Source organism: Chloroflexota bacterium, assembly GCA_034717495.1.
GTDB lineage: Bacteria > Chloroflexota > Anaerolineae > JAAEKA01 > JAAEKA01 > JAYELL01.
Genome location: JAYELL010000068.1, coordinates 7,596 through 31,759, shown reverse-complemented (window position 1 = coordinate 31,759; position 24,164 = coordinate 7,596). Strand labels below are relative to the sequence as shown.

Sequence of the window (24,164 nt, the reverse complement as noted above, 5' to 3'; positions counted from 1 at the left end):
CCGGTTGTTTTTCAGGCTGCTTTTTTGCCTGGCGCCAGTCGATCGTTGCCTCCCACGAAAAAGCGACGTGCGTTGTCGACCGTTGCAGGCAACTGTGTCCAAAAGCTCTTTTGTGATACCTTTTCCCAAACACGTTTGGGGCGGTAGAGATAAAAGCGGCGATAGGCCTCTCGCCACTTGCGCACTACCAGGTCAGGATCGTATTGGCCATCGTTCATGGTGAAACGTGCCTTCTGGTCGTGAATAGCGAAGTCAGGCCATTCATTGGCAAACACCTCGCCACCCTCCTGGATCATGTCCCACATCCTGGTGCCAGGGAAGGGCGCTGCCAACATGAAATTGGCCAGGTCTGGATCCAATTCCAGTGCAAGCTGGATCGTTGCTTCCATGGTTTCTTCGGTCTCATAAGGCATGCCAAAAATGAAGAAGCCCATGGTCTGAAGCCTGGCTTGCTTCGAATATTTGAAGGCATCGCGTACCTGGTCCAGGGTCTGTCCCTTGCGAATGACGTTGCGCAGCATGTATGGGTCACCATTCTCCACGCCGAAGCCAACCCGCCTGGCGCCTGCTGCCTTCATCAACTGGAAGAGCTCCAGGTCCACATGGTTGACCTTCATGCCGTGAACGGTAGTCCATGGCACTGTGTTCAATCCTTCCTCGACCAATCGCCTGCACAGCTCTTTTGCCCGGGGCAGCTTGAGGTTCCAGATATCATCTGTGACGCCGATCTCCGTTGCGCCCAGGTCTTTGACCAGCCAGCGCCATTCCGAGACGACGTTCTCCACGCTGCGGCCGCGCCAGGTATCGCCCGTCACCGGTTTGGAGCAGAAGGTGCACTTGTAAGGACAACCCCGGCTGGTCAGGATGGTAAAGGAGCGGGCATCGGGATCAAGCCCATCGGTCAGCGGCTGAAGGTTCGTATATTGGTCGATCTTGAACAGATCATGGGCCGGAAAGGGCAGGCCATCCAGATCTTCGATCATGGGCGAGCTGAAGTCGGATACGATTTCACCGTTGCGCCGCGTATGCATGCCCGGCAGTAAGTCGGGCTGCCGTCCGGCATCCAGGGTATCGATCAGTTCCAGGAAGGAATGTTCTGCCTCCCCTTTGAAGACATAATCAACGCAGGGATGCTCGTCCGTCAGGCTTTCCCTGGGCATGATGGTCAAATGCGGGCCGCCCAGTATGGTGGTCAGGCCGAGCTTTTTGGTGGTCCTGGCCATCTCCCAGGCGTCGGCAATCAGGGGCGTTGTGGCGCTAATGCCGATGGCCTTAAAGGGCCGGCCCTGCGATTCCGCCCGTTCTATGTAGTGCTCAACCGGGAACTGCTCGATGGCAGCATCGTAGATCAGCGGTTCGTGACCGCCTTCCCGCAGCGTGGCCGCCAGATAGCCCAATCCCAACGGGATGTGTTTCCTGGAGGACCAGGTTTTTGCCTCTGGGCTGGCAAGAATGACTCGCATGGGTAGTTCCTTCTCTCAGTATTGCAGGGCGGGCACAATACCGCGTCGTGCCGCGTCCCGCACCGGGTAGCCGATGCCGTCATCGGAATGTACCCAGTTGCGGTGGCTGCATTCCAACCGGTATCCGAAGTCGGTGCTGAAGCTGCTGAATGCCCGACGGGGCCAGTCACGCAGCGGTTGGCGCAACAGCTGGTGTGTCCCTCTCGATGCGATACCACGCCAGCCGTAGAGCCTGGCTGCCAACCAGTCGTAGCCCTGGGCAAGCTGCTCCGGGCCCATCTGGGCGGGGTAATAGGTAACATGGTTGGTATCATATAACGACCAGGGGACGCCAGGGATCAAACGATTTTCCTCGATCCAGGTGTCCCTCTGAGGTGTGCCCACATAGGGTGTCAGGATCGTGATGCTGATACCGTCCAGCTCGCTGGTGCGCATGAAATCGTAGGTATCCTGGAAAATGGCCGGCGGATCGCCATCGAATCCGAATACGAAAAGCCCGACGACGCCGATACCGGCCTGGTGGATTCGGTCGATGACCTGGCGGTAACGTTCGATGTTGCCCTTGGCCTTGCCGCCCAACTCCCCGCGATTGTCCGGATTGGTGCTCTCAAAGCCGATGAAGAACTTGTCAAGATGGGCTTCCCTGGCCAGCTTGAGCAGGTCGGGATAATCGGCAACCAACTGCTCCGCCTGGCTGGTCCATCCCTGCAGCGGAAGCTTGCGCAACGCCTTGAACAGCTCTTCCATATATTCCGGGTGCAGCCTGAAATTGAGGCCAAAGTTGTCGTCTGTCAGGAAAAACCGTTTGATCTTGCGCCGCTGGATCTCCTCGACCACCTGCTCCACCGGGCGCAAACGCATCACGCGCCCCGAGACCCGGATGGCGGTGCAAAAGGTGCAGTTGCGCGGACAGCCCCGCGTGATCTCCAGGTAGGGTGTCCAATAATTGCGGGTCTCATCCACCTGCTGGAGGACCCGGTCGGTCAACGGTGGCAGATAGTCCAGGTTGGCCCACTCCTCGTCAACGTAGCGAGGTTTCAGATCGCCGCGGTCGAAATCGGTGATCATCTGGGGCCAGGTGCGATAGGCTTCGCCCACCGCGATGCTATCCGCCCACTGTGCGACCTCGTCCGGCGCCAGGGTTGGGTGGGTACCGCCGATGACCACTTTGGCGCCGCGGGCCTGAACCCGCTCGGCGATCCAGCGAGCCCGGTCGACCTGAAGGGTTTTTGCTGTTATGCCAACCAGATCGTTGGGACCTAATTGGTCGAACGGAACGGGCCGAAGGTCCTCGTCGATGATCTCGACATCAACTTCGTCGGGAACCAGAGAGGCAAGGCGCATCAAGGTGTAGGGTGCCATAGTGCCCCGCTTCAGGAATGTCCCGTCGCGGCCAGGTTGTACAAGATAGGCTTTTTTTATTGCCATAAACTGTGAGTGTGTGTTGGGCAGCTACTGACTGCTGCCGATTCCGCTGTCTCGTTGCTGTTGCTCTTCCATGACAACCGCGTTATAGTTACCGTACCCACCAAAAAGACGCGGCCGCCACCAGGCCCACTCGACACACGAGTCACACGGTGAGACCGAATTTGCTTCGCCGTCGACATGGATTTGGCGTAACCCCTGCATTTTGGGGCCGTTCCAGTTCTTCATCACCTCGACTTCACCATCGGGGCTGATCACGCTGCCCAGATCGTAGTTCAAGTTGAAGTCCCTGTCACACATGGCGATACGACCATCCCAATAGATGTGGACGTGATACCACAGGTTGGGGCATGCGTAGCGTGCATCTGGCATGAAGTGGGCAGGGTCGTCGGCCCGCAGATCATTGATGGCCTCAACCTGTCCGCCCCATGAGTCAAAAGGCTTCACATTGATGTTGTCGATGCCGGGCAGACTCCATGCTTCTATGAATTCCTCGATTTCCGGCATGGTCTGTTCCATCTGGATAATCTGCAGGTTCACGTATGGGTTTTCGTAGCCACCCTCTGCCTTCAAGTCGAGAAAACGCAGGATGTTTTCATTGGTGCGTTGATAGTCAGCTTTGACACGAATTGCCTCGTAGGTTTCCGGTCTGAAACCATCCAGGCACAGGTAGATACCGCTGAGTCCGGCGTCCAGCAGGCCCCTGGCGCGACGTTCGTCGAGAAGGGTGGCGTTGGTACTGATCTCAGAGCGCAGCCCCTTTTTCCTGGTGTAGGCAATCATGTCGAAGATGCGTTTGTGCATCAAGGGCTCACCCCAAATATGGAGGGTCGTTGCCTTGACGTAGGGCGCCATCTCGTCCACGATCGCAGTGAACAGATCAAAATCCATGTAGCCGCCGGGTCGGGTGATCTGCTTCAACCCGGTTGGACACATCACGCAGCCCAGATTGCACAAATTGGTCGACTCGATATACATCCGGTCGGGAGGAGGAACATAGCGCGTCTGGCCTGTCTGATAGGCTGCCCATTTCATAGGACCCAGAACAGCATTCCGAAGCTGTTTCATCTCGTGACGAACGCGTCGACGCGCCCTGGCACCGTTGGAGCGATCCAGCTCCGGCGATTCACTAAACAGTGGCTGTTCCGGTCGTTTGCGACCGTTGTTGCGGCCCTCTGTATCAGCTATCAGTTCGATCTCAGTGCTCTCTGTCTGGTCGGTGCTTGTTTCTGAAGACATAAGCATCCGGGCTAGGCCCAGGATTTGGATCCTTCTCTGGGTTGGAGCTTTCGGAAGCGCGGGAAGAGACCCGCATCCAGAAGTACCTTGGCCGTGGTGTTTACAGGCTTGACCCTGGAAACACGCCAGACTCGCTTGCCCCAATCGGGCCCAAAGTACTTGACGAATTTTCGTTGTTCCTTTACTGCCTGGAAGCGCTCGCGGGCTTGCATTGCCAGTCCGCTGAGTTCCATGTCACCCACTTCCGAAACGTTCATGAAAGGCGCGATCTCGGCGGTATAGTTGTTGTAGTAGTAGGTCTTGGTGAAATCGGCGTTGTAGACCGTGCCCGGATTGCGTTCCACCAACTCGTTCCATAATGCGGTACCTGGGAATGGCGTGGCAATGGAGAACATGGCTTCGGTCAGATCCAGGCTGGCGGCAAACTCGATGGTCTCCTGCATGGTCTCTTCATTGTCGCCCGGAAGGCCAAGGATGAAGTAGCCTTTGGAGCGAATGCCTGCATCCTCGGTCCAACGTACGGCATCGCGCACCTGATTCAGGTTGATGTGTTTTGCCGTCCGCTTCAGCACATCCTCGTTGCCGCTTTCGATGCCGAAGTGGATCTGGCGACAGCCAGCCCTGTACATCTTCTGTAACAGCTCAGGGTTGACCCGATCCACCCGGGCGAGGCAGCGCCAGCGAAAATCAAGGTCTTCCTCGATGAAACGATCGAGGATTTCCTCCAGGCGGCGCACGTCGATGGTGAAGAGATCGTCGATGAAGTAAAAGTTGCGGACTCCGTAGGTGTCGTGAACCTCCCGCAGTTCCGCCACAATGTTCTCCGGGCTTCGCTGGTGGTAGGAGCGGCCTACGATACCCTTGAAGCAAAAGGAGCAGTTGTAGGGACAACCGCGGCTGCTCAAAATGGTGAGCATGGGCTCCCCGTTGGGCGCGTAGAGAGGATATTTGTTCAGGTCGAAAAGGTGGCGGGAGGGAAAGGGCAGGGCATCCAGATCTTCAATCGGCTTGCGGCCGCCGCCGGGGATGATCTTGTCCCCATCCTTGTACCAGAGGCCCTGGATCTGATCCCAGCGCTCGTCTCCCGAATGCAGGGCGCGCAAAAAGTCCTGCCAGATATATTCGCCTTCGCCGTAGATCAGGTAATCGATGTGGGGATTCGACAGGGTGCCGTCGGGCAGGGAGGTTGCGTGGGGTCCTCCGATAATCACCGGGATCGCCAGCTGTTTTTTGAGCTGCGCCAACAATCGCTCGACATAATGAAACGAGGTTGTCATCGAAGTCAGGGCGATCAGATCGGGCCTGAAATCAATTACCTCCTGGGCATCCTGTTCGATAGGGCGAAAGGGAAAAAGCCCAAAATCGTGAATCCGAACCTCGTGGCCTTCCTGCTCGGCAACCGCTGCCAGGTAGCCCAGACCCAGCGGCGGGTAGCTATTGATCATCTCATTCCATTTTGGACCAATGAGGGAGATTCTCATCGATATTCTCCGGTATAAAGGGTGCAGTTGGTGAAATCAGACAGATCCCTGCGCTTCGATGGCCCGACGGAGTTCCGTTTTCTCGTCTTTCTTCAGGAACGTTCGGCGGGCGATACGCAGGTTGCGCGGCAGGTTTACCCAGAAATCCTTGCTTTTCATCCGACGCGAGATTGGGCCCGGGCGCAGGTAGTACTGGCGGTAGGCCTTGCGGTACATTTCCTCCACCAGTTCTGCCGTCATATCACCCATCTCAAAGCGGGCCTTCTGCTCGAAAAAGACGTAGTCCTCCCAATCGGTGACCAGCAGGTTTCCCTGCTGCTTCACGGTTTCGTAGACCACCGTGCCCGGATAGGGGGTCATCATGCTGAAGTTGGCGATCAGCGGGTCCAGTTCGATGGCAAAATCGATGGTATCCTGCATGGTTTCCCGGGTATCTCCCGGTAGACCGATAATGAAAAAACCGATGGTCTCCAGACCCACTTCCTTGCAATTCTTGAAGGCTTGCCGGATTGTATCGTGGTCGACGCGCTTATCGATAGTCTTGAGAATGTCGGCGTTGCCGGTTTCGACCCCGAAAGCTGTGCGTTTGAGGCCGGCTTGCTTGAGCTTTGCCATCAAAGGTTTTTCTGCCATATTGGCGCGGATTCCGTTGACGAAGATCCATGGTACGTGGTTCAATTCGTCCTCGATCAGCATTTCTGCGATGGTGTAAAGACGATCGCGACGAATGTTGGCGCTGTCGTCCAGGACGCCGATTTCCTCGGCGCCCAGGTCGCGGACCAGGTGGCGCCATTCCTCGATCACGTTTTCCGGGGTTCTGGCTCGCCACTTGATGGGCATGATCGATTGGGAGCAGAATGTGCAGCGGTAGGGACAACCGCGACTGGTCAGGATACTGAAACTGCGCGCGCCATCGACATCATCGGTCGCGGGCTGCAGGTTGGTATAGTTCTCCATCTTGAAGAGATCATAGGCCGGCCAGGGCAAGCTGTCCAGATCGGCGATGGTAGTCGCATCCATGTTACGGTACATTTCGCCGTCGGTCGTCTGGTAAGAAATGCCCGGCAGGTCGGTCCACAGTTGTTTTCCCGGCGCGAAGAGGTTGGCACAGGAAGTGTCTTCCTGATCGCGCTTGAATTCCTCGATACGCTCAGAGATTGCAATCCAGGTCGCTTCGCCTTCACCTCGCACGACCATGTCCACATAGGGTCTCTCGACCGACTCGAAGTCAAGGTCCTCGACCGTCACGCTGGGGTGAGGGCCACCCAGTACAATGGGCACATCGGTGACTGCTTTGATCGCCTTTGCCGTTCGCCACGCTTGTTTGACCTGAGGCGTGTTTGCTGTGATTCCAACCAGATCTGGCTGAAACTCCCGAACGAACTCTGTGATTGATTGATCCTCGACATCGGAATCGAATATGCGAACTGTATCGCCACGTTGCTGGGAGACTGAGCCCAGATAGGCCAATCCCAGGTGAGGCGTGGTCCGGGTATCGATTGGTAGGCGAAAAAGCGGATTGATCAGGGCAACGCGCATGGAAAATCTCCAGACAACAGTTGGTTAAGGCTGCTTTTTACTTCTGTCTATTTCTGAACTTGAACTGCCGAAGTTTTTCATATAGGAAACGTCCGACCGGTTCTGCTGAAAGGGGATTCAACAGCTCTGGTGCGGAACGGATCTGGTCGTTGTCGGGTACGGCCACCAGCAGCGACGAATCGACTATGGATGGCTTATCGTTTTGGGTCCGGCTTGCGATCCAGGTCGCCCGCCGTCCCTGCAGATAGGCCGGTGGTAACTCATTGGTCCGCTGCGGCAGGGACCACACTTGTGGGAAGCCCACGTGCCAGAGCATACGCTCCACCGCTGACCTGCTTGGAACCGCTACCAGGCCATCTCCCACGGCGTTGCGGGGATCCTCAGGGTCCTCGAACAACAGCTGCAGGACTGGTGCTGCCACATCGATGACCGATGTATCCACCACCAGATAGCGCCTGGTCAATCTGAAAAGCTGATCCAATAATTCCAGCGGGCGGTCTACATGGTATAGCAAGCCCAGGCACAACACGACATCAAAGGGCTCGTGCCGGGCAAGGGACCCGTCAAGGGCATCTTGCGTTTCAAATCTGACGTTGTCAAACTTTCGCACATCGGCGACGAATCGAGCGGTCGCCACATGCTCGCGGCGTCCCTCGATGCCAAGAACAGCATCGGCGCCTGCCCTGGCAGCTTCCATGCTCCAGAAACCCTGGTTACAGCCTACATCGAGTACGCTAAGGCCGTGCAAGCTGCCGCCGCAAAGATGCAGCAAGGGAGGCATGATGTGGTCCAGGCGTTGAAACTGGCGGCGGGCGTCGCCATGCCGGGGCACGGTGACGATGCCATCGCCCAGATCAAATGCATAGTGCCAATATGGGACCTCGGCAACCCGTTGCCGGATATCCGCAGGCGTCCAGGTTTTCACAGGAGTCCAACTCGCTACAAACCCGCCAGCGGATCGGTGACTGCCGCAGCCACACGGTAACACCGGCGGGAGGGTTGGTCGATGACTGAGCCTAAAGGCCCAGTAGTTGCTTTTTCTTGGCCTCGAATTCCTCGTCCGTGATGATTCCCTGCTCATGCAACGCGCCCAGCTGTTCGAGCTGTTCCATGTAATCTGGCGCATCAGCTGGTGACGCCTGGGACGCCGGCTGTGCTGCCTCGGTGGCGTCAGCTTTGGCGAGAGCGGCCTTGTCTTCCTCCGTCAATGGCTGGGCTTGAATGCCCAGCTCCTGCATGGCTTTTGTCAGGTCTTCGTCCTCGAGTTCCTCCGGTGGAACGCCGGTGGATTGCTCGATCTTGTCGGCATCCTTTTTGGTCAGTTTATAGGCCAGGGCACCGCCGCCGATCAGCACGGCACCGCCGACCAATATTCGTCTTCGTCGTCGCCTGCGACGCCGCACTGTCCTTCGGCGGGTTGTTCGGCGAACTCCCCGACGAGCTGTTCTTCGCACCATGTGTTTTTCTCCTTATTTGCCAGGCTGCGGGCTTGCTGTTGCCGGAGCCGCGGGCTGTAGACCTGCGTCATAAATGGGTTGTGATGTGGCTGCGAGGCAGACGGGTCCGTTATGACCGAATGGACATCAGCTGCCGGGCTGCCGTGAATAGCTCCTGGACACTCATCTTCACGGGATGGATTCGTCGTTTGATCATCCAGCCCTTGAACAGTTTATGTGCCCACCAATAGACTGAATCGATTAGCCAGTTGTGGGGTGCTTTGATCAGCCGTAGAATGGCCGGTTCAAGCCAGGGCCATTCTACGCCAAATGCGAACAATCGCTGAAGATGTTCAACCTGCCGTTTTTCATCTTCGTCCTCATAAACCATGATCGAGCGTTCCCAGGCGATTTCGCTGATATCGTCAAAGGAGCCGACCATGTAGTTCTCCTCCTGGGCAAACTGGCCAAGTTCGGTGCCCGGGTAGGGTTGGAAGAGAAAGGCATGGGCGTAGCTGATCCTGGCAGCGGCGTTTAGTCGCATGGTGTTCAGATCATCTTCCAGGGTACTGCTGGGCAAGCCGAGGATGTTGGTGCTGGTAATGTGGATGTCGGCGTCACGGATGATGTTGCCGGCCTGGACCATGTCTTCCTGGGTCATGCGACGCTTAAGCAATTGCAAGCGGATTCGATCGTTGGCAGTTTCAATACCCATGCTGACGGTGCCACAGCCAGCCTTTTTCAGCAGGTCGGCCTTGCGGGAACCCTTGACGATCAGGTTTGCCCGCACATTGCAGAAGAAGGGTAAGCCGACCTGTTTTGGCCACTTGTCGGCGAATTCTTCCAGCCAGTCGTCGTAGATGATGAACAGATCATCGATGAAAACGACCTGCTGCAGAGGCCAGCGGGAACGCACCCAGTTTGCCTCGTCGATGATGGCGTCCACTGGGCGCTGGTTGCCTCGTCGCTCGCGGCTGTAGATCTGGTAGTAGGCGTGATTGAAGCAGTAGGTGCAATTGTAAGGGCATCCCCGCGACCCCATGAAGTGTTTGATGGGGGTGATGCGGCTATACTCGTGTTTATCATAGACCAGGTCCCGATCGGGCCTTGGCAATTCCCCAAGGTCCTTGATCAACGGGCCAACCGGATTGCGGATGATCTCATCCTCCAGCTTAAGCCACCAGTTGGGCAAGTCGGGTTTCAGACCGCCGTTGGCCAGCGAGTCGGTCAATTCAACGATGGCTTTTTCCCCTTCACCCACACAGATACCATCGATACCTGGTTCGGAGATCATCTCGGGGAAGAAAGTTGGATGGGGGCCTCCAAAAATGGAAAATGGCTGTTTGTCACCCAGGGCAGCCTTGACTTTTCGATTCATGTCGAAGTACCATTGGTGAGAGCCAGTCATTACACTGTAGGCCACAACATCCGGCTCGATCAATTTGGCAACATCGGCGGGATTTTCCTGGGCCCCAATCGCCAGGTGGGTCTCATGCCCGGCCTCCTTCAATACAGCAGAAAGCTGCATGATTCCCTGGGGTTCGTAATCAATCTGCTTTTCAATAAACAGAACACGCATGCTGAGGTTTCGCCTCCGCTACCTTTATTTCCAATCAAAAACTGATATTGCGCAGTTCTACCGACCAGCGACCGCCGATCACCTTTTTTTGGAAGCGGTCTGCCGTCGGAAGACCGATGACCGCGGACCGCTGACCGCCTGTAAGCGACCACAGATCGTGGTCTGCCGTCCGTGGTTCTAAGACGCAACTGTTCCGGGCATCTGCCACCGGAACAAGAGATGAGGCCCCCAAATCCGACATTCCGCCGACCTTGTGAACCTCACCCATGGTTCGATTATAGCCACGGGAATGGGTTTGTCAAATTTATATGACAGTTCTCATAAAAATTAACTCATGACGCGTAATCCGTGGTGCGATACCTGCATTGCTCACACCACGGATCGAAACCATGTAGCTGTTTGAAAAGGTATGGGAAGCCCGCAGGATTCCTGGAAACTGCGCAATCGGCCTGAAAACCGTTGTTCCGACGCCCTGAAGCGTGCCTTGAAAGCTTCGAAAGCCAATGAACAAGGCTTTTCAAACAGACCCTTGGCACGTCATTGTAACAGATTGTGCCCGCCAAGGCAAAACGGCAAAGTGCCTTGCCGGTGATTCCAAGTCTGCAACACCTGTCTTGAACTGATGATCCGATGAGAGGAGAGGCCTAAGCTGGCTTGGGCCCGGGCAAGAGGGATCATGTTGGGTTGTGGGGTGCCGGAGCCATCGTGGCGACGATATTTGACAAAATTCTGTTCACTTGTTAGACTAGTCTTATACCAGTCTAACAAGTGATGATTTGGACCTGATGTCATCTTCTCCACTTGCGAAAGGAAAAGCAGCATGGAAAGCGTTGGCGCCTATGAGGCGAAGACACATCTATCGAAGTTGCTTGAGCATGTAGCTCAAGGACACCGCGTAGCCATTACAAAACACGGCGTTCCCGTGGCTGTTTTACAGCCCTATGATCCCGGGAAAGGTGTTGATGTTGGCAATGTCATTGCTCAACTACGCGATTTCCGGGAAAACAATACGCTTGCGGGGTTATCGATTCGTGAAATGGTGGAGGAAGGCAGGAGCTAAATGGCCGAGCGTTTTGTGATCGACAATTCGATTGTGATGACCTGGTGCTTCATAGATGAGGCCAATCAGTATGCTGACGCAGTATTAGAAAACTTATCGCAAGCTAAAGCTGTCGTGCCCACTATCTGGCCGCTCGAGGTCGTCAATGTATTGTTGGTGGCAGAACGGCGCAAGAGAATGCGCGAGTTAGATAGTGTTCGTTTCCTCTCCCTGTTGTCCCAACTCCCCATAGATGTTGAACAAACGTGGCCCGAAAGATCAATGAAAGATCTGTTGGCTTCAGGCAGGGCAAATGATCTGTCTAGCTACGACGCTTCCTATCTTGATCTTGCTATGAGGCAGGGACTTCCAATAGCAACGCTAGATCGAAAACTGGTGGCAGCTGCCAGAAGAATCGGTGTTCCTATTCTTAAGGTTTAGCCAATCACCTGTGAGGCGAGCCAGGGGTTCTATCGCCCTCCATATGCATTCCTGCAATTATCAACCTTTCACGACGGCGATCGGGCGGAGGCGAGCTACTTTCCGCGCAATCCCCGCCCCATCCACCACATCGACCACGTTGTCGACATCTTTGTAGGCGATGGGTGCCTCTTCTGCCAATCCTGCCATGCTGCCCGCACGCACGGCGATGCCCTGCCTTTCCAGTCGGTCCTTCAAATCGCCGCCCCAGACCATCTTTTTGGCTTTTTTGCGGCTCATCATCCGTCCTGCGCCGTGGCAGGTAGAGCCGAAGGTCTGGCTCATGGAGCCCTCGGTACCGACCAGAATCCAGGAAGCGGTGCCCATGCTGCCTGGCACGAATACGGGCTGGCCGATTTCCCTATAGTCTTCCGGCAGAACTTCGCTGCCCGGCCCAAATGCTCTGGTCGCCCCCTTGCGGTGAACGCAGACGCGCAGTTGATGTCCATCCACATCGTGCAATTCGAGTTTGGCCATGTTGTGGGCAATATCGTATACCTGCCGAAGATCCCACGACTTGAGCTTGCCGGCCAGGACCTCCTCGAAGGCCTGACGGATCTGGTGGGCCAGCACCTGTCGATTGCACCAGGCGTAGTTGGCCGCGGCATTCATGGCACCGATGTAGCTCTTGCCTTCGGGGGAGTCAACGGGCGCGCATACTAACTGCCGGTCTGGCAATATGATACCATATTTTTTGAGCACGCGCTGGAACATCTGCACATAATCGGTGCAGACCTGGTGGCCCAGGCCGCGACTGCCACAGTGGATCTGCACGACCACCTGCTTCTCGAACAATCCCATGGCATCGGCAGCCTCGTGGTCGAAAATGGCGTCGACTACATCCAACTCGGCGAAATGATTGCCGGATCCCAGCGTGCCAATCTGGGAACTGCCTCGCAGTTTGGCCTTCTTGCTGACCTTGCCCGGGTCGGCGCCGGGCATCGATCCCCCTTCCTCGGTGTGCTGCAGATCCTCGCGACGGGCCTTGCTACGCTTGAGCGCCCAGCGGGCACCTGTTCTCAGCACCTCATTCATATCCTGATTTGGCAGCCTGAGAAAGCCACTCTGGCCTACCCCGCTGGGCACAAAGTGGTACATGGCCGATGCCAGGGCATCGACATAGGGGCGCACTTCTCCCTCCTCCAGCTCCGATGCCAGAAGACGCACGCCACAGTTGATATCGTAGCCAACGCCGCCCGGCGAAACCACGCCGCCGCGCCGGGGGTCGGTAGCGACGACGCCACCAATGCTGAAGCCATATCCCTGGTGGATATCAGGCATGGCCAGGGCATATCTTACGATTCCCGGCAAGGTAGCCGTGTTGACCAACTGTTCCAGCGATCGGTCCTGGAGGATCTGCTGCAGCAAGCGGTCGTCGGCGTAAATCCGCGCCGGAACCCGCATATCCTCCCGGTAGGACTTGGGGATTTCAAAGAGATAGGGGCCGACCTTTCTGATGGCACTTGCTTCAATCATCGCTGTGTCTCCATGAGCACCGACCGGTTTCCCTCATTATATCACAAGAAACGCCAACCTGTCGCCGTTTCACAAAAAACTCCCGGTCGTACCCAGGTACGACCGGGAGAAGACGATCCCTTGATCTGATGTTCAGCGTGATAGGCACTCAAGCTGTCAGAAAACTCCTGTGCGAATAGGAGTTCAACTGGTAGTCGGCGGCGGAATGTGTCCATTCACTTGCGTCACCAGCATGGCGTTTCGCTAAACGGCGTTCCAGGTTGTTCGTGCGGCCTGTGTAGTAGGAACTGTCCGAACATCGAAGGATGAATACCCAAGTCCTGGTCATACTCACCTGGCAATTCGTATCAGGCCGCACCCTTCGATCTGCTCAGGATGCGCCAATCCTGTTCGCATTTCCTTCGCAACCCATCCGTCGAAAATCACCCTGAGTGAGCGATGGCCCGAGTGAAATTCCCTTGAGCCACTCTCGATACGCGATCTGCCTAACTCCAGTTATCAACTCAGGCGTTCGCGCCTTGCGAAGCCTGCGTGGATGTCATGCCAGAATAAAACAGAGTCTTCACCGTATTGCCAGCAGAGAAATACCTCCCGACCATCGGGACGCCGGTGGAGAAAGTCAACCAGACCAAGGTCTGGGTCTTTGAGAAAAACGCCCAGCTCTTCCAGAGACTGTGTCGCAGCCTGTATTCTTTCGAACTCAGGCAGGAGTTCTCCAGCCTTGCGACTTCCACCATTGCCGATGGATTTTTCCAACACCGGCATCATGTCGGGTCGGGCCGCTGAGATCACCCGCCGGGCCTGCCTGATCTCCTCGACCAGTTCGATGACCCGGGGCAGTAGATTGTTGGCTTGTTCTACGGTGAAGAACCTGGCAGCCATTAGTTGTAGCCGCAGCTGTCGGGCATCTCCTGTCCGGTGTGGCTTTTCTCGGTGCGGAAGGAGCTTCCACAACCGCACGAAGATGTTGCCTGGGGGTTGTCGATATGGAATCCGCCGCCCATCAGACTGTCGACATAATCGATGCGGGCGCCGTTCATATAGAAAAGGCTGGTGGGGTCGATATAGACCTTCAGGCCGTTTTGATCAAAAACCTGATCGCCAGATCGCTGGGTGTCCTCAAAGCTCATGCCGTATTGCATGCCGCCACAACCACCACCCTGAACAAAGACGCGCAGTCCATGGGTTTCGGCCAGGCCCTTCTCAGTCAGAATGTCGCCCAATTTGACGGCGGCGTTCTCGCTAATGAACACGCCCTCAACCGTAGTAGTTTCCTGTTCCGCCGTCTGCGTTGCTGTTGACATGTGTCAATCTCCTGAAAATCTATTGCGATAATTACCCGCCGATTTGGGACATCACCCTGATTTGGGGCACTTCACCTTCGGGAAGGCCATGTCCCCAGGGTTTGTGCCAAACCGCCGTGCGTATCAATTCCGTCAGTTCCTCTACTGTACACCCTTCTCGCATCGGTGTTAGTAAGTCCACTTCCCGATCTCGCAGAAGGCATAATCGCAGCTTGCCGTCCGCCGTCAAACGAATCCGATTACAGCCTGCGCAGAAGGGTTCTGTTACAGTGCTGATAAAGCCAATCAATCCGCTGGCGCCTGGCAGCCGGAATGTGCGGGCAGGGTCTCGGCTGTCGCCAGCGGAGGCAGGGTGCAATGGACCCAGCTCCGCCTCGATCCTGGCTCGGCTTTCGCTGCTGGGAACGACCGCTTCCTGTTGAAACTCAGCCACGCTACCCATCGGCATCAGTTCAATAAAACGGATATGCCAGTTTTTTCGAATGCTAAGCCGCGCCAGCGAGACAACCTCGTCGTCGTTGAAACCACGGGTGACCACGCAGTTGAGCTTGATGGGAGCCAGCCGGGCAGCCTCTGCCGCGGCAATGCCATCCCACACGCGGGGCAACTCACCCCACCGGGTGATGCGACGAAACCTGGCTGGATCCAGGGTATCGATACTGACATTGAGACCGCGCAGGCCTGCCCTGGCCAGTGGCTCAGCCAATTCGGCCAGGAGCACACCGTTGGTGGTCATCGCCACCTGCTGGATGCCCGGCACCGAGGAAATGGCCTGCACCAAATCGATAACGCCCGGCCTGACCGTAGGTTCACCACCGGTGAGCCGGATCTTTCGAACTCCAAGGGCGGCAGCGGTTTGAACGATCGTGAGGATCTCGTCGTCCTGCAGGAGCTCGCAGCGATGCCTGAAACGCATATCCTCAGGCATGCAGTAAACGCAGCGCAGGTTACACGCGTCGGTCAGCGAGATTCTGAGATAGTCGATTCCCCGGCCGAAGCTATCATACAACCGTTCCTGGCCCCCGGATGCTTGCGGCGACAGCCCGTTTGCGCCCTTTCCCGGCTCCTCGGATGGGACAAGGTGTTGGATTTGACCGCTCATGCCAGTATCCATGCCGCACGTTGAGTCATTTCAGCGGATCCGCCTGGATGGTTTGGGCCGCAGTGCAATCGATCCTGTATGCGCAGCGGCAATCACCCTGTGACAGCCGCGTGACGGCGGTGAGTTTACCACCAATCAGGTTTTCCACCAAACGCAGATCCATAAGGCAAAGCTCGGGGTGGTTTTTGGCTACCTCGCTATACGGGCAGTTGAGCGTGTTGATGTAAATCTCCCCTTCCCGTTCCTCCCGTCGAGCCAGATACCCTCGATCGTTCAGGTAATCGACAGCCTGGTCGATGCGAATCCCGATATCGGCATCTTTCGCTGGAACGCCGCCGGCGTCGACCATGGTATCTGCCATGCGTTCAAGCATGGCAGTCAACTGTTCGTGGGTCAGAAGCTGTTTCAGTTCAACAAGCATGGAATCCGCAAGCAGGCCGTGGTTGTTGGGAAAATGACTGTTTGCAGCTTCAGTCAGGGCATACACCTGCCGGGGGCGCCCAACCGTTCCAGGACGTCGCACCCGGGGCGTCCAGATCAGATTTTCCCCCTGCAGGACGTCCAGGTGGTGGCGCACTGATACTGGCGCCATGCCCAATTGGCGGGCAAGCTCGGCAACGGTAACATCGCCGTTTTCTTTGATTATCTCCAGGATGCGATAGCGGGTAGGTTGCACGATCTGACCTCAACGAATACTTAATGATACAAAAGCCCCAAAAAGGCCGTTGCCGGGTATTCTAGCATATCCATCCGCCGTGTGTCAATTCTTATGATCGAATTCATAGAAATTCAGAGGAACGGCCGCTTATTTTGGGATTGACAATCGTGAAAATCTGTGCTAAACTATGAAAGGTCAGACGATTGCCGTCCTACCTTAACCCTTGGTTCGAGTATCCGCTATCCATTCCCAGGCCTGCCATGCGCATTGAACGTCGCAAGTCGATTGTCAGCCAGGTAAACAGCATTCTTTCGGAGCGCATCATGAGCGAGCAGTATGCGTCCGGGAGCCGGCTTCCCTCGGAAAGCGAACTTGCTTCGGAACTGGGAGTCAGTCGGGCTACTGTTCGCAGCGCCCTGGGGCGCCTGGCGGGGGATGGCCTGGTGATCCGCAAACAGGGGGATGGCACCTACGTCAATGCCCACATCGACGACATTCCAACTCGCCTCGGGGGATTCTGGGACTTCCTGCGCCTGATTAGCAATAGTGGCTACCAGGCGTCGATCCAGGTCCTTGATCAGTCGGTGAGGCCAGCTTCTGCCCGGGAAGCCGAGGCCTTGCGCCTGGCAGCGGGCGAAGAGGTCCTTTCCCTGGAGCGCGAGTTCTGTGCGGATGGTAACCCGGTTATTCTCGCACGCAGCGCTGTGCCGTTAACCTTACTGAGAGAACCTGCCGAGCAGTGCAATGCTGAATTGCCGCTCGGCGATTTTGTTCCTAACTACCTTACCCGGGAGATTTCCTATACCATTTTCGATATCGAAGCCACCATGCCAGATGAGAAGGTTTCAACCATCCTGGATATCGATAGGACGACCCCCGTACTTCGTTTGGCCCAGGTGTTTTTCGACAAGACCGGCCAACCAGTTTTCCATTCACTGGGCCACTTTCAAGACAGATTAATTCCCCTGCGCCTGGTGCAGGCGTGGGAATAATTTCAATTTGCACAAAAACCCAATGCTTTACCCCACATCTCAAGGAGTATCCCCATGAAAAGTTTCGCCGGACGCGACATCCTGTCGCTGGCAGATTTCGAGCGCAACGAATTTGAGCAGGTGTTTGATGTGGCTCGACAGTTAGAGCCGATTGCTCGCAGCCGCCGCAACAGCGATATGCTGGCCCACAAGACCCTGGTTACCGCCTTCTACCAGCCGTCCACTCGTACTCGTCTTGCGCACGAGGCAGCGATGCACCGCCTTGGCGGTCATGTGACCGGTTTCTCTGACGCCAAAATGACAAGAGCGGGCGACTTCTACCAGGAGTCCATCAAGGACACCGTAAAGATGCTCGAATACTACGGCGACGTGATTGTTATGCGCCATTTTCAGCAGGGCGCGCCCCAGGAGGCTGCCAAGTGGGCATCCATTCCCATCATCAATGGTGGCGATGGCTGGGGCCAGCACCCGACGCAGATTCTGACCGACCTGTTGACGGTGGTTCGGGAAAAGGGTCGCATCGACGGGCTGCGCTGGGTTGCCGTTGGTGATATGCGCATGCGCACGATGCACTCGCTGGGCGATGCTCTGACCCAATTCGATTGCCCGATCACCTTTGTTTCACCGCCCAACATGGCTCTGCCCGAGGAGTACAAGGAAGCCTGGAAACAGCGCAGCCTCGATTTCAAGGAAGCTGACCATGTGGCCGACGTGATCGGGGAGGCAGACGTGATTCTGGTTGAGCCGGTGGTGCAGCCCGATTACACCAAGTCACGCGACGAACGCTCCGGTGACGTGGGACTCACCCCTGCCAACTACAAGATCACCCGCGAGCTTTTGGAGACCAAGGCCAAGTCAGATGCAATCCTGCTGCATTCCCTGCCGCGCATGGACGAGATCCCGCCCGACGTCGACGGCACCCGCTGGTCCCGTTACTGGCAGGAAGCCTTCTACGGCGTGGTTATGCGTATGGCCCTGATTGCCCTCGTACTGGGCGCGATGGAATAATGAGGAAGTAGACACGGAAACAAGTAGAAAGTAAACAAGGGTAAAGATTTAGTTCGTTACGCTCACAGGAGAATTCACAATGCAAACTGGATTGCGCGGGCGAGATTTCATTGGCGACCTGGACTTCAGCAAGGAAGAGGTCGAAACGATTCTGGACGTGGCATGGGACCTGAAGCGCAAGCGCGCCCTGGGGCAACCTCATGCCCTTCTTCGGGACAAGGTCCTGGCGATGCTTTTCTTCTTCTCCAGCACCCGGACCCGCGGTAGTTTTGAAGCTGGCATGGCGCAGTTGGGCGGCCACGCGGCTTTCATTGAAAGCCGCACGACCCAGATCTCCCACGGCGATACGGAGCGGGAGATGGGCGAGATCTTCGGTCGCTACTTCGACGGCATTGCGATCCGCCATGTCGACTGGGGAGTCGGCAATCGCTATCTCAACCTGGTGGCAGAGGCCTCGCGGGTACCTGTTCTCAACATGCAGTGCGAGATCTACCATCCCCATCAGTGCCTGGCGGATCTGATGACCATCATCGAGAAGAAGGGCCGCGATCTGCGGGGCAAAAAGATGGTTGTCTCGTGGGCTTACGCCTCGTCTTATCTCAAGCCGATCTCGGTGCCCCAGTCATTGATTCTGCAGATGCCCCGCTTCGGCCTCGACGTCGTACTGGCCCATCCGCCGGAGTTTCAGCTCATGCCCGATATCATGGACCAGGCCCGGGACCAGGCCCGCAGATTCCAGACCGGTTTCGAGGTTGTTCATGACATGGATGAGGCCTGTAAAGATGCCGATATCATCTATGCCAAATCGTGGGGCCCTCTCCTGACGACCCATGATCCGGACGAGGGCAAGCGCATTCAGGATCGGTACAAGGACTGGATTGCCGACGACGCCAAAATGGCGCTGGGCAAGGATGATGTTATCTACATGCACCCTCTGCCGGCCGATCGGGATGTCGAAGTCACTAGTTCTGTCATGGACGGGCCACATAGTGTGGTCTTCGACGAGGCAGAGAATCGTTTGCACGCCCAAAAGGCGGTCATGGCGCTGACGATGAATTGAAGTGGGCAAGGGAAGAAGGGAAGAAGGGAAGAAGGGAAGAAGGAAACAAGTACACAAGTACACAGGGAAACAGGGAAACAAGGGAAACAGGGAAACAAGGAAACAAGGGAAGAAGGAAACAAGTACACAAGGGAAGAAGGGAACAGGAAGGCATGGCAGGTGATCGGTGAAGAAGCAGTCCGTGGGTGGCCAGCGAGTTGGAAGAGGCTTTGAGGATTTGAAGTGTTGGCAATTGGCGCGGCGGTTGATGATCGAGTGCCATAAGATGGCCAGGACACTGCCCCAGATTGAGCGCTATGACCTGGCGTCACAGGTTCGCAGATCGTCAAAGAGTAGCATGGCGAATATCAGTGAAGGTTATGGCCGCTATCATTACCTCGATTGTCTGCGCTTCTACTACGTTGCACGCGGGTCGATTTGCGAGACCATCAACCACATCATCACTGCGCATGACCTGCAATATATCACCGAGTCCCGATTTCAGGAGTTGAACGTCCTGGGCCGCGAGGCTGAGCAAACCCTCAACGGCTACATCCGTTACGTTCGCAGACAGCAGCGAGGACGATCGGAATACGGAAATCGACAGGTCAATGACCATGCCATCCTCGCCGAATCCCTGTCAGAGGACGAGATAACCTCCTGAAGCCCTTGTTTACTTGTCTACTTGTGTACCTGTCTACTCTTAACAAGCACTCAAAGGAAGCACTGCAATGATAAAGAAATCTCCAACAGCGGTCGTCGCTGTCGGCGGCAACTCACTGATCCCCGATAAGACCCATCCCCAGATGGAACATCAGTGGGACGCGGTTCGCGAGACCTGCAGCCATATCGCCGAGCTGGCCGAACATGGCTGGAATACAATCGTTACGCACGGCAACGGCCCTCAGGTAGGCTTCATCCTTCGTCGGGTCGAGCTGGCGCTGCCGGAAGTGCACCCGGTGACATTGGATATTATTGGCGCCGACACTCAGGGCTCCATCGGGTACATGATCCAACAGGCCCTGGACAACGAGTTCCATCGTCGCGGCCTCTACCGCCGGGCAATCACAATCGTTACCCAGGTGCTGGTGGATGCCGATGATCCTGCCTTTCAGAATGCCAGCAAGCCCATTGGCGGTTTCATGACCCAGGAGGAGGCCGCCGGGTTTGAGGATATGGGCTGGCAGGTGGTCGAGGATGCCGGCCGCGGTTATCGCCGCGTGATTGCCAGTCCGAAACCATTGGAGATCATCGAGGTCGATGCCATAAAACAGATGGCGGACATCGGCTGGATCGTGATCGCTGTCGGTGGTGGTGGAATCCCGGTGGTTTCCAATTCCAAGGGTGAGTTAAGAGCCGCCCCCCCCTCGGTCATCGACAAGGACCATGCCAGCGCGCTGCTGGCCATCGAGGCCGGAGCGGAGCTGTTCGTGATCTCAACCGGTGTGGAAAAGGTGGCTATTAACTTCAATACACCCGATGAGCAGTGGCTTGACCACATGACGGTGGCGGAGGTTAAACAGTACCTGGCGGAAGGGCATTTTGCCCCCGGCAGTATGAAGCCCAAGGTCGAGGCCATCATTCACTACCTGGAGAATGGCGGTCAGAAGGCCATCGTTACCGATCCATCGAACATCGCCCGCGCCCTGGCCGGCGAGACGGGGACGGTTATTACCCTGGAGTGAACAGTGGCTGACCCGCTGACGGCCGACCACGGACCACCGAATATGGACCACATCAAACACCTGCAATGCCTCATCTGCGCAAAACAATACGCGCCAGATGAGGTCGACTACGTTTGTCCCGATCACGGAAACGAGGGTATCGTCGACGTCTGTTACGATTATGGCCTGATCGCGACACGCATTGGCCCTGAAACCCTGGGCCAGAATCCTGATACCACCATCTGGCGGTACAAGCCACTGCTGCCGGTTCAGCCAGATGCGCCGGTGCCACCCCTGGCGGTTGGCTGGACTCCCCTGTATACTGCTCCCCGGCTGGCCGACTCGCTGGGCTTGCGGCACCTCTGGATCAAGGACGATGGTCGCCAGCCCACAGCCTCGTTCAAGGACCGGGCCAGCGCGGTCGCTGTCGTCAAGGCGCAGGAAAAGGGCGCCGAGATCATCACTACGGCCAGCACAGGCAACGCGGCTGCTGCGCTCAGTGGTCTTTGCGCCAGTGTCGCGCAGGCGAACGTCATCTTTGTGCCTGAGAGTGCACCGCCGGCCAAGATCGCCCAATTGCTGGCCTTCGGCTCCACGGTTATGCTGGTCGATGGCACCTATGACGATGCCTTCGAGCTCTGTTTGCAGGCCGCCGATGCCTACGGATGGTACAACAGAAATACTGCTTTCAACCCGTATATGACCGAAGGAAAAAAGACGGTCAGCTACGAAATCTGCGAGCAGTTAACGATGGAAGATGCGTCGGGCAATGCCTCGCCGCTACACTGGGAAGCGCCTGATGCAATCTTCGTCAGCGTAGGCGACGGCTGTATCATCGGAGGCGTTCACAAAGGCCTGAAGGATCTACTGGCCCTTGGTTGGATCTCGCATATGCCCAGGATCTACGGGGTGCAGGCTGCCGGCAGCAACTACCTGGCTGAAGCGTGGGAAAACGACGAAGATGTGCTGACCAAACCGCCCATCGACGCCCACACCGTGGCCGACAGCATCAGCGCCGGCTTGCCCCGCGACCGCATCAAGGCCATGGCCGCTGTGTGCGAGACCGGTGGCGCCTACATCACTGTAAGCGACGATGAGATCCTGACTGCCATTCCCACCCTGGCACGGGGCGTTGGCGTCTTCGCCGAGCCGGCCGGAGCTGCAGCGTACGCGGGTTTGGTCAAGGCTGTTGGCCAGGATATGGTCCAACCCAATGACCGCATTGTTGTCGTCAATACAGGAAATGGGCTGAAGGATATCAAGAGCGCTATGAAGTCGGTGGAAATGGTCGGTACAGAGCCGCATCGCGTTGAGGCTACCATGGACGCAGTAAAGGCGGTACTTGTGACCGCGGACCACGGACCGCCGACCGCCGAGTCGCCGTGTCGTTGACCGCCGTCTGCGGTCTTCTGAAAGTCACCTAAGCTATGAACGGACAAATACCATGATTGATCTAGCAACACGTAACGAAGAAGCCCTGGCGAGAGCGGTTGAGCGCGCCCGCGAGCGCAACATCATCATCCCCACTTTCAAGCAGATGCGTAACCCGCAATCTGTGCCGGCGACTATTCAGAAGCAGCTGTCCGATGTTGGACTGTGGGACCTGAATCCGCTTAACCTCTTTCGCATCACCTGGCACAATGAGCCCGAGCCCAGCGGCGGCGGCTTTGGCGGCGTCAACTTTCTGGAGTTTCCCCCGGAACTGACCGGCGTCGACGCCCGCATCATCGCGCTGATCGGCAAATGGTTCCCAACCGGTGCCCACAAAGTCGGTGCTGCCTTTGGCTGTCTGGTGCCCCGCCTGGTGACGGGACAGTTCGATCCGACGAGCCAGAAGGCTGTCTGGCCCTCCACCGGCAACTATTGTCGGGGCGGGGCCTATGACTCGAACCTGCTGGCCTGTGAATCGATCGCCATCCTGCCCGAAGAGATGAGCCAGGAGCGCTTCGACTGGCTGGCCAGCGTGGCTGGTGAGACCATCAAAACGCCGGGTTCGGAGAGCAACGTCAAAGAGATCTTCGACAAGTGCTGGGAGCTGCGCCAGTCGGGCGAAGATGTGGTCATTTTCAACCAGTTCGACGAGTTCGGGAATTACCTGTGGCACTATGAGATCACCGGACCGGCCATGGTCGAGGTGCTTGAGCAGCAACTGGGACCCGACGACCGCTACCGGGGTGTTGCTCTGAACACCGGCTCCGGCGGCACACTGGCCTGTGGCGACTACATGAAGGCCCAGTTCCCCACCAGCAAGGTCGCTGCCAGCGAAGCCCTTCAGTGCCCCACCTTGCTTTACAACGGCTTTGGTGCGCATCGCATCGAGGGCATTGGTGATAAGCACGTGCCCTGGATCCACAATGTCAAAAACACCGATATGGTTGTAGGCATCGATGACGCCGCCAGCATCGGCATTATGCGTCTGTTCAATGAGCCAACGGGACAGGAGTACCTGGTGGACCAGGGTGTGCCGGCCGATGTTGTCGAACAACTGCCCCTCTTGGGCATCTCCAGCATTGCCAACATGCAGGCTGCAATCAAGATGGCCAAGTACTACGAGATGGGGCCGAACGACGTGATCCTGACCGTCGCTACCGACTCCATGGAGATGTATGAAAGCCGTATCGACGAGTATCGGGAGAGCGAGGGCCAGTTCTCCGAACTGGATGCAGCGGCTCGCTGGCATCGCTACGTGCTGGGTGCGGAGGTCGATCATCTCCAGGAACTGTCCTACGTAGACCGCAGGCGCATCCACAATCTCAAGTACTTCACCTGGGTTGAGCAACAGGGCAAAACCTACGAGGAGATTCAGGCTCAGTGGTACGACGACGATTACTGGACCAGCATCCCTGGCTCTGTGGACCAGATCGATGAGCTGATCGAGGCGTTCAATGCACGCACGGGGTTGTTGAATGGGAATCAGTAGGGGAGTGGGGAAGTAGACAAGGAAGCAAGTAGACAAGTAGACAAGGAAACAAGTAGACAAGGAAACAAGTAGACAAGTAGACAAGGAAACAAGTAGACAAGGAAACAAGTAGACAAGGAAACAAGGAAACAAGTAGACAAGGAAACAAGTAGACAAGGAAACAAGTAGACAAGGAAGCAAGTAGACAAGGAAACAAGTAGACAAGGAAACAAGTAGACAAGGAAACAAGTAGACAAGGAAACAAGTAGACAAGGAAACAAGTAGACAAGGAAACAAGTAGACAAGGAAACAAGTAGACAAGGAAACAAGTAGACAAGGAA

General features: G+C 56.5%; 22 protein-coding genes. 9 read left to right on the top strand and 13 right to left on the bottom strand.

The features are described from left to right. Positions 1 to 11: 11 nt before the first annotated feature. From U9R25_13035 to U9R25_13000, 8 genes are all read right to left on the bottom strand, one after another. Complete coding sequence (locus tag U9R25_13035) at positions 12 to 1,463, bottom strand: radical SAM protein (protein ID MEA3336831.1); 1,452 nt, start codon at positions 1,461 to 1,463, stop codon at positions 12 to 14. A gap of 15 nt (positions 1,464 to 1,478) precedes the next feature. Further along, complete coding sequence (locus tag U9R25_13030) at positions 1,479 to 2,891, bottom strand: radical SAM protein (GenBank protein MEA3336830.1); 1,413 nt, start codon at positions 2,889 to 2,891, stop codon at positions 1,479 to 1,481. A 24-nt stretch (positions 2,892 to 2,915) separates the two neighbouring features. Then, complete coding sequence (locus tag U9R25_13025) at positions 2,916 to 4,127, bottom strand: radical SAM protein (GenBank protein MEA3336829.1); 1,212 nt, start codon at positions 4,125 to 4,127, stop codon at positions 2,916 to 2,918. Positions 4,128 to 4,138: 11 nt separating this feature from the next. Next, entirely contained in the window at positions 4,139 to 5,608 is a 1,470-nt protein-coding gene (locus tag U9R25_13020; protein ID MEA3336828.1) for a radical SAM protein, read from the bottom strand. 36 nt (positions 5,609 to 5,644) lie between these two features. After that, complete coding sequence (locus tag U9R25_13015; GenBank protein ID MEA3336827.1) at positions 5,645 to 7,147, bottom strand: radical SAM protein; 1,503 nt, start codon at positions 7,145 to 7,147, stop codon at positions 5,645 to 5,647. A gap of 37 nt (positions 7,148 to 7,184) precedes the next feature. Then, positions 7,185 to 8,072 carry a methyltransferase domain-containing protein gene (locus U9R25_13010; GenBank protein ID MEA3336826.1) on the bottom strand — a complete coding sequence of 296 codons (888 nt, stop codon included), beginning with the start codon at positions 8,070 to 8,072 and terminating at the stop codon, positions 7,185 to 7,187. 91 nt (positions 8,073 to 8,163) lie between these two features. Beyond that, positions 8,164 to 8,604, bottom strand: a complete 441-nt coding sequence (locus U9R25_13005; protein MEA3336825.1) for an SHOCT domain-containing protein — start codon at positions 8,602 to 8,604, stop codon at positions 8,164 to 8,166. Positions 8,605 to 8,713: 109 nt separating this feature from the next. Continuing rightward, positions 8,714 to 10,162 carry a radical SAM protein gene (locus U9R25_13000; GenBank protein MEA3336824.1) on the bottom strand — a complete coding sequence of 483 codons (1,449 nt, stop codon included), beginning with the start codon at positions 10,160 to 10,162 and terminating at the stop codon, positions 8,714 to 8,716. 820 nt (positions 10,163 to 10,982) lie between these two features. Here U9R25_13000 and U9R25_12995 point away from each other — a divergent pair. Continuing rightward, entirely contained in the window at positions 10,983 to 11,222 is a 240-nt protein-coding gene (locus U9R25_12995) for a type II toxin-antitoxin system prevent-host-death family antitoxin (GenBank protein ID MEA3336823.1), read from the top strand. Then, entirely contained in the window at positions 11,223 to 11,642 is a 420-nt protein-coding gene (locus tag U9R25_12990; GenBank protein MEA3336822.1) for a type II toxin-antitoxin system VapC family toxin, read from the top strand. It abuts the gene before it with no gap. Between the two features lie 60 nt (positions 11,643 to 11,702). On the opposite strand, the gene U9R25_12985 is transcribed toward U9R25_12990, so the two are convergent. From U9R25_12985 to U9R25_12965, 5 genes are all read right to left on the bottom strand, one after another. Further along, positions 11,703 to 13,157: an RtcB family protein gene (locus tag U9R25_12985; protein MEA3336821.1), complete on the bottom strand. Its 1,455-nt coding sequence runs from the start codon at positions 13,155 to 13,157 to the stop codon at positions 11,703 to 11,705. Positions 13,158 to 13,655: 498 nt separating this feature from the next. Further along, the gene (locus U9R25_12980) at positions 13,656 to 14,039 is read right to left on the bottom strand and encodes a DUF2203 domain-containing protein (GenBank protein ID MEA3336820.1); all 384 of its coding nucleotides are present in this window, start codon (positions 14,037 to 14,039) and stop codon (positions 13,656 to 13,658) included. Further along, positions 14,039 to 14,461, bottom strand: a complete 423-nt coding sequence (locus U9R25_12975; protein ID MEA3336819.1) for an iron-sulfur cluster assembly accessory protein — start codon at positions 14,459 to 14,461, stop codon at positions 14,039 to 14,041. The genes U9R25_12980 and U9R25_12975 overlap by 1 nt, the downstream gene beginning before the upstream one ends. Before the next feature lie 31 nt (positions 14,462 to 14,492). Then, positions 14,493 to 15,563: a GTP 3',8-cyclase MoaA gene (gene moaA, locus U9R25_12970; protein ID MEA3336818.1), complete on the bottom strand. Its 1,071-nt coding sequence runs from the start codon at positions 15,561 to 15,563 to the stop codon at positions 14,493 to 14,495. Between the two features lie 25 nt (positions 15,564 to 15,588). Beyond that, positions 15,589 to 16,239: an ArsR family transcriptional regulator gene (locus U9R25_12965; protein ID MEA3336817.1), complete on the bottom strand. Its 651-nt coding sequence runs from the start codon at positions 16,237 to 16,239 to the stop codon at positions 15,589 to 15,591. 242 nt (positions 16,240 to 16,481) lie between these two features. On the opposite strand from U9R25_12965, the gene U9R25_12960 reads away from it, so the two are divergent. The 7 genes from U9R25_12960 (at position 16,482) to U9R25_12930 (ending at position 23,844) form a co-directional block, all read left to right on the top strand. Continuing rightward, the gene (locus U9R25_12960; protein MEA3336816.1) at positions 16,482 to 17,213 is read left to right on the top strand and encodes a GntR family transcriptional regulator; all 732 of its coding nucleotides are present in this window, start codon (positions 16,482 to 16,484) and stop codon (positions 17,211 to 17,213) included. A gap of 54 nt (positions 17,214 to 17,267) precedes the next feature. After that, entirely contained in the window at positions 17,268 to 18,221 is a 954-nt protein-coding gene (gene pyrB, locus U9R25_12955) for an aspartate carbamoyltransferase (GenBank protein ID MEA3336815.1), read from the top strand. A gap of 79 nt (positions 18,222 to 18,300) precedes the next feature. Then, positions 18,301 to 19,281, top strand: coding sequence for an ornithine carbamoyltransferase (locus U9R25_12950; GenBank protein MEA3336814.1), 981 nt, complete (start codon positions 18,301 to 18,303; stop codon positions 19,279 to 19,281). A 166-nt stretch (positions 19,282 to 19,447) separates the two neighbouring features. Further along, complete coding sequence (locus U9R25_12945; protein ID MEA3336813.1) at positions 19,448 to 19,924, top strand: four helix bundle protein; 477 nt, start codon at positions 19,448 to 19,450, stop codon at positions 19,922 to 19,924. A gap of 67 nt (positions 19,925 to 19,991) precedes the next feature. Continuing rightward, on the top strand, positions 19,992 to 20,945 hold the full coding sequence (gene arcC, locus U9R25_12940) for a carbamate kinase (GenBank protein ID MEA3336812.1): 954 nt from the start codon (positions 19,992 to 19,994) through the stop codon (positions 20,943 to 20,945). A gap of 3 nt (positions 20,946 to 20,948) precedes the next feature. Next, positions 20,949 to 22,316, top strand: coding sequence for a threonine synthase (gene thrC / locus U9R25_12935; protein MEA3336811.1), 1,368 nt, complete (start codon positions 20,949 to 20,951; stop codon positions 22,314 to 22,316). Between the two features lie 52 nt (positions 22,317 to 22,368). Further along, complete coding sequence (locus U9R25_12930) at positions 22,369 to 23,844, top strand: pyridoxal-phosphate dependent enzyme (protein ID MEA3336810.1); 1,476 nt, start codon at positions 22,369 to 22,371, stop codon at positions 23,842 to 23,844. Positions 23,845 to 24,164 lie beyond the last annotated feature (320 nt).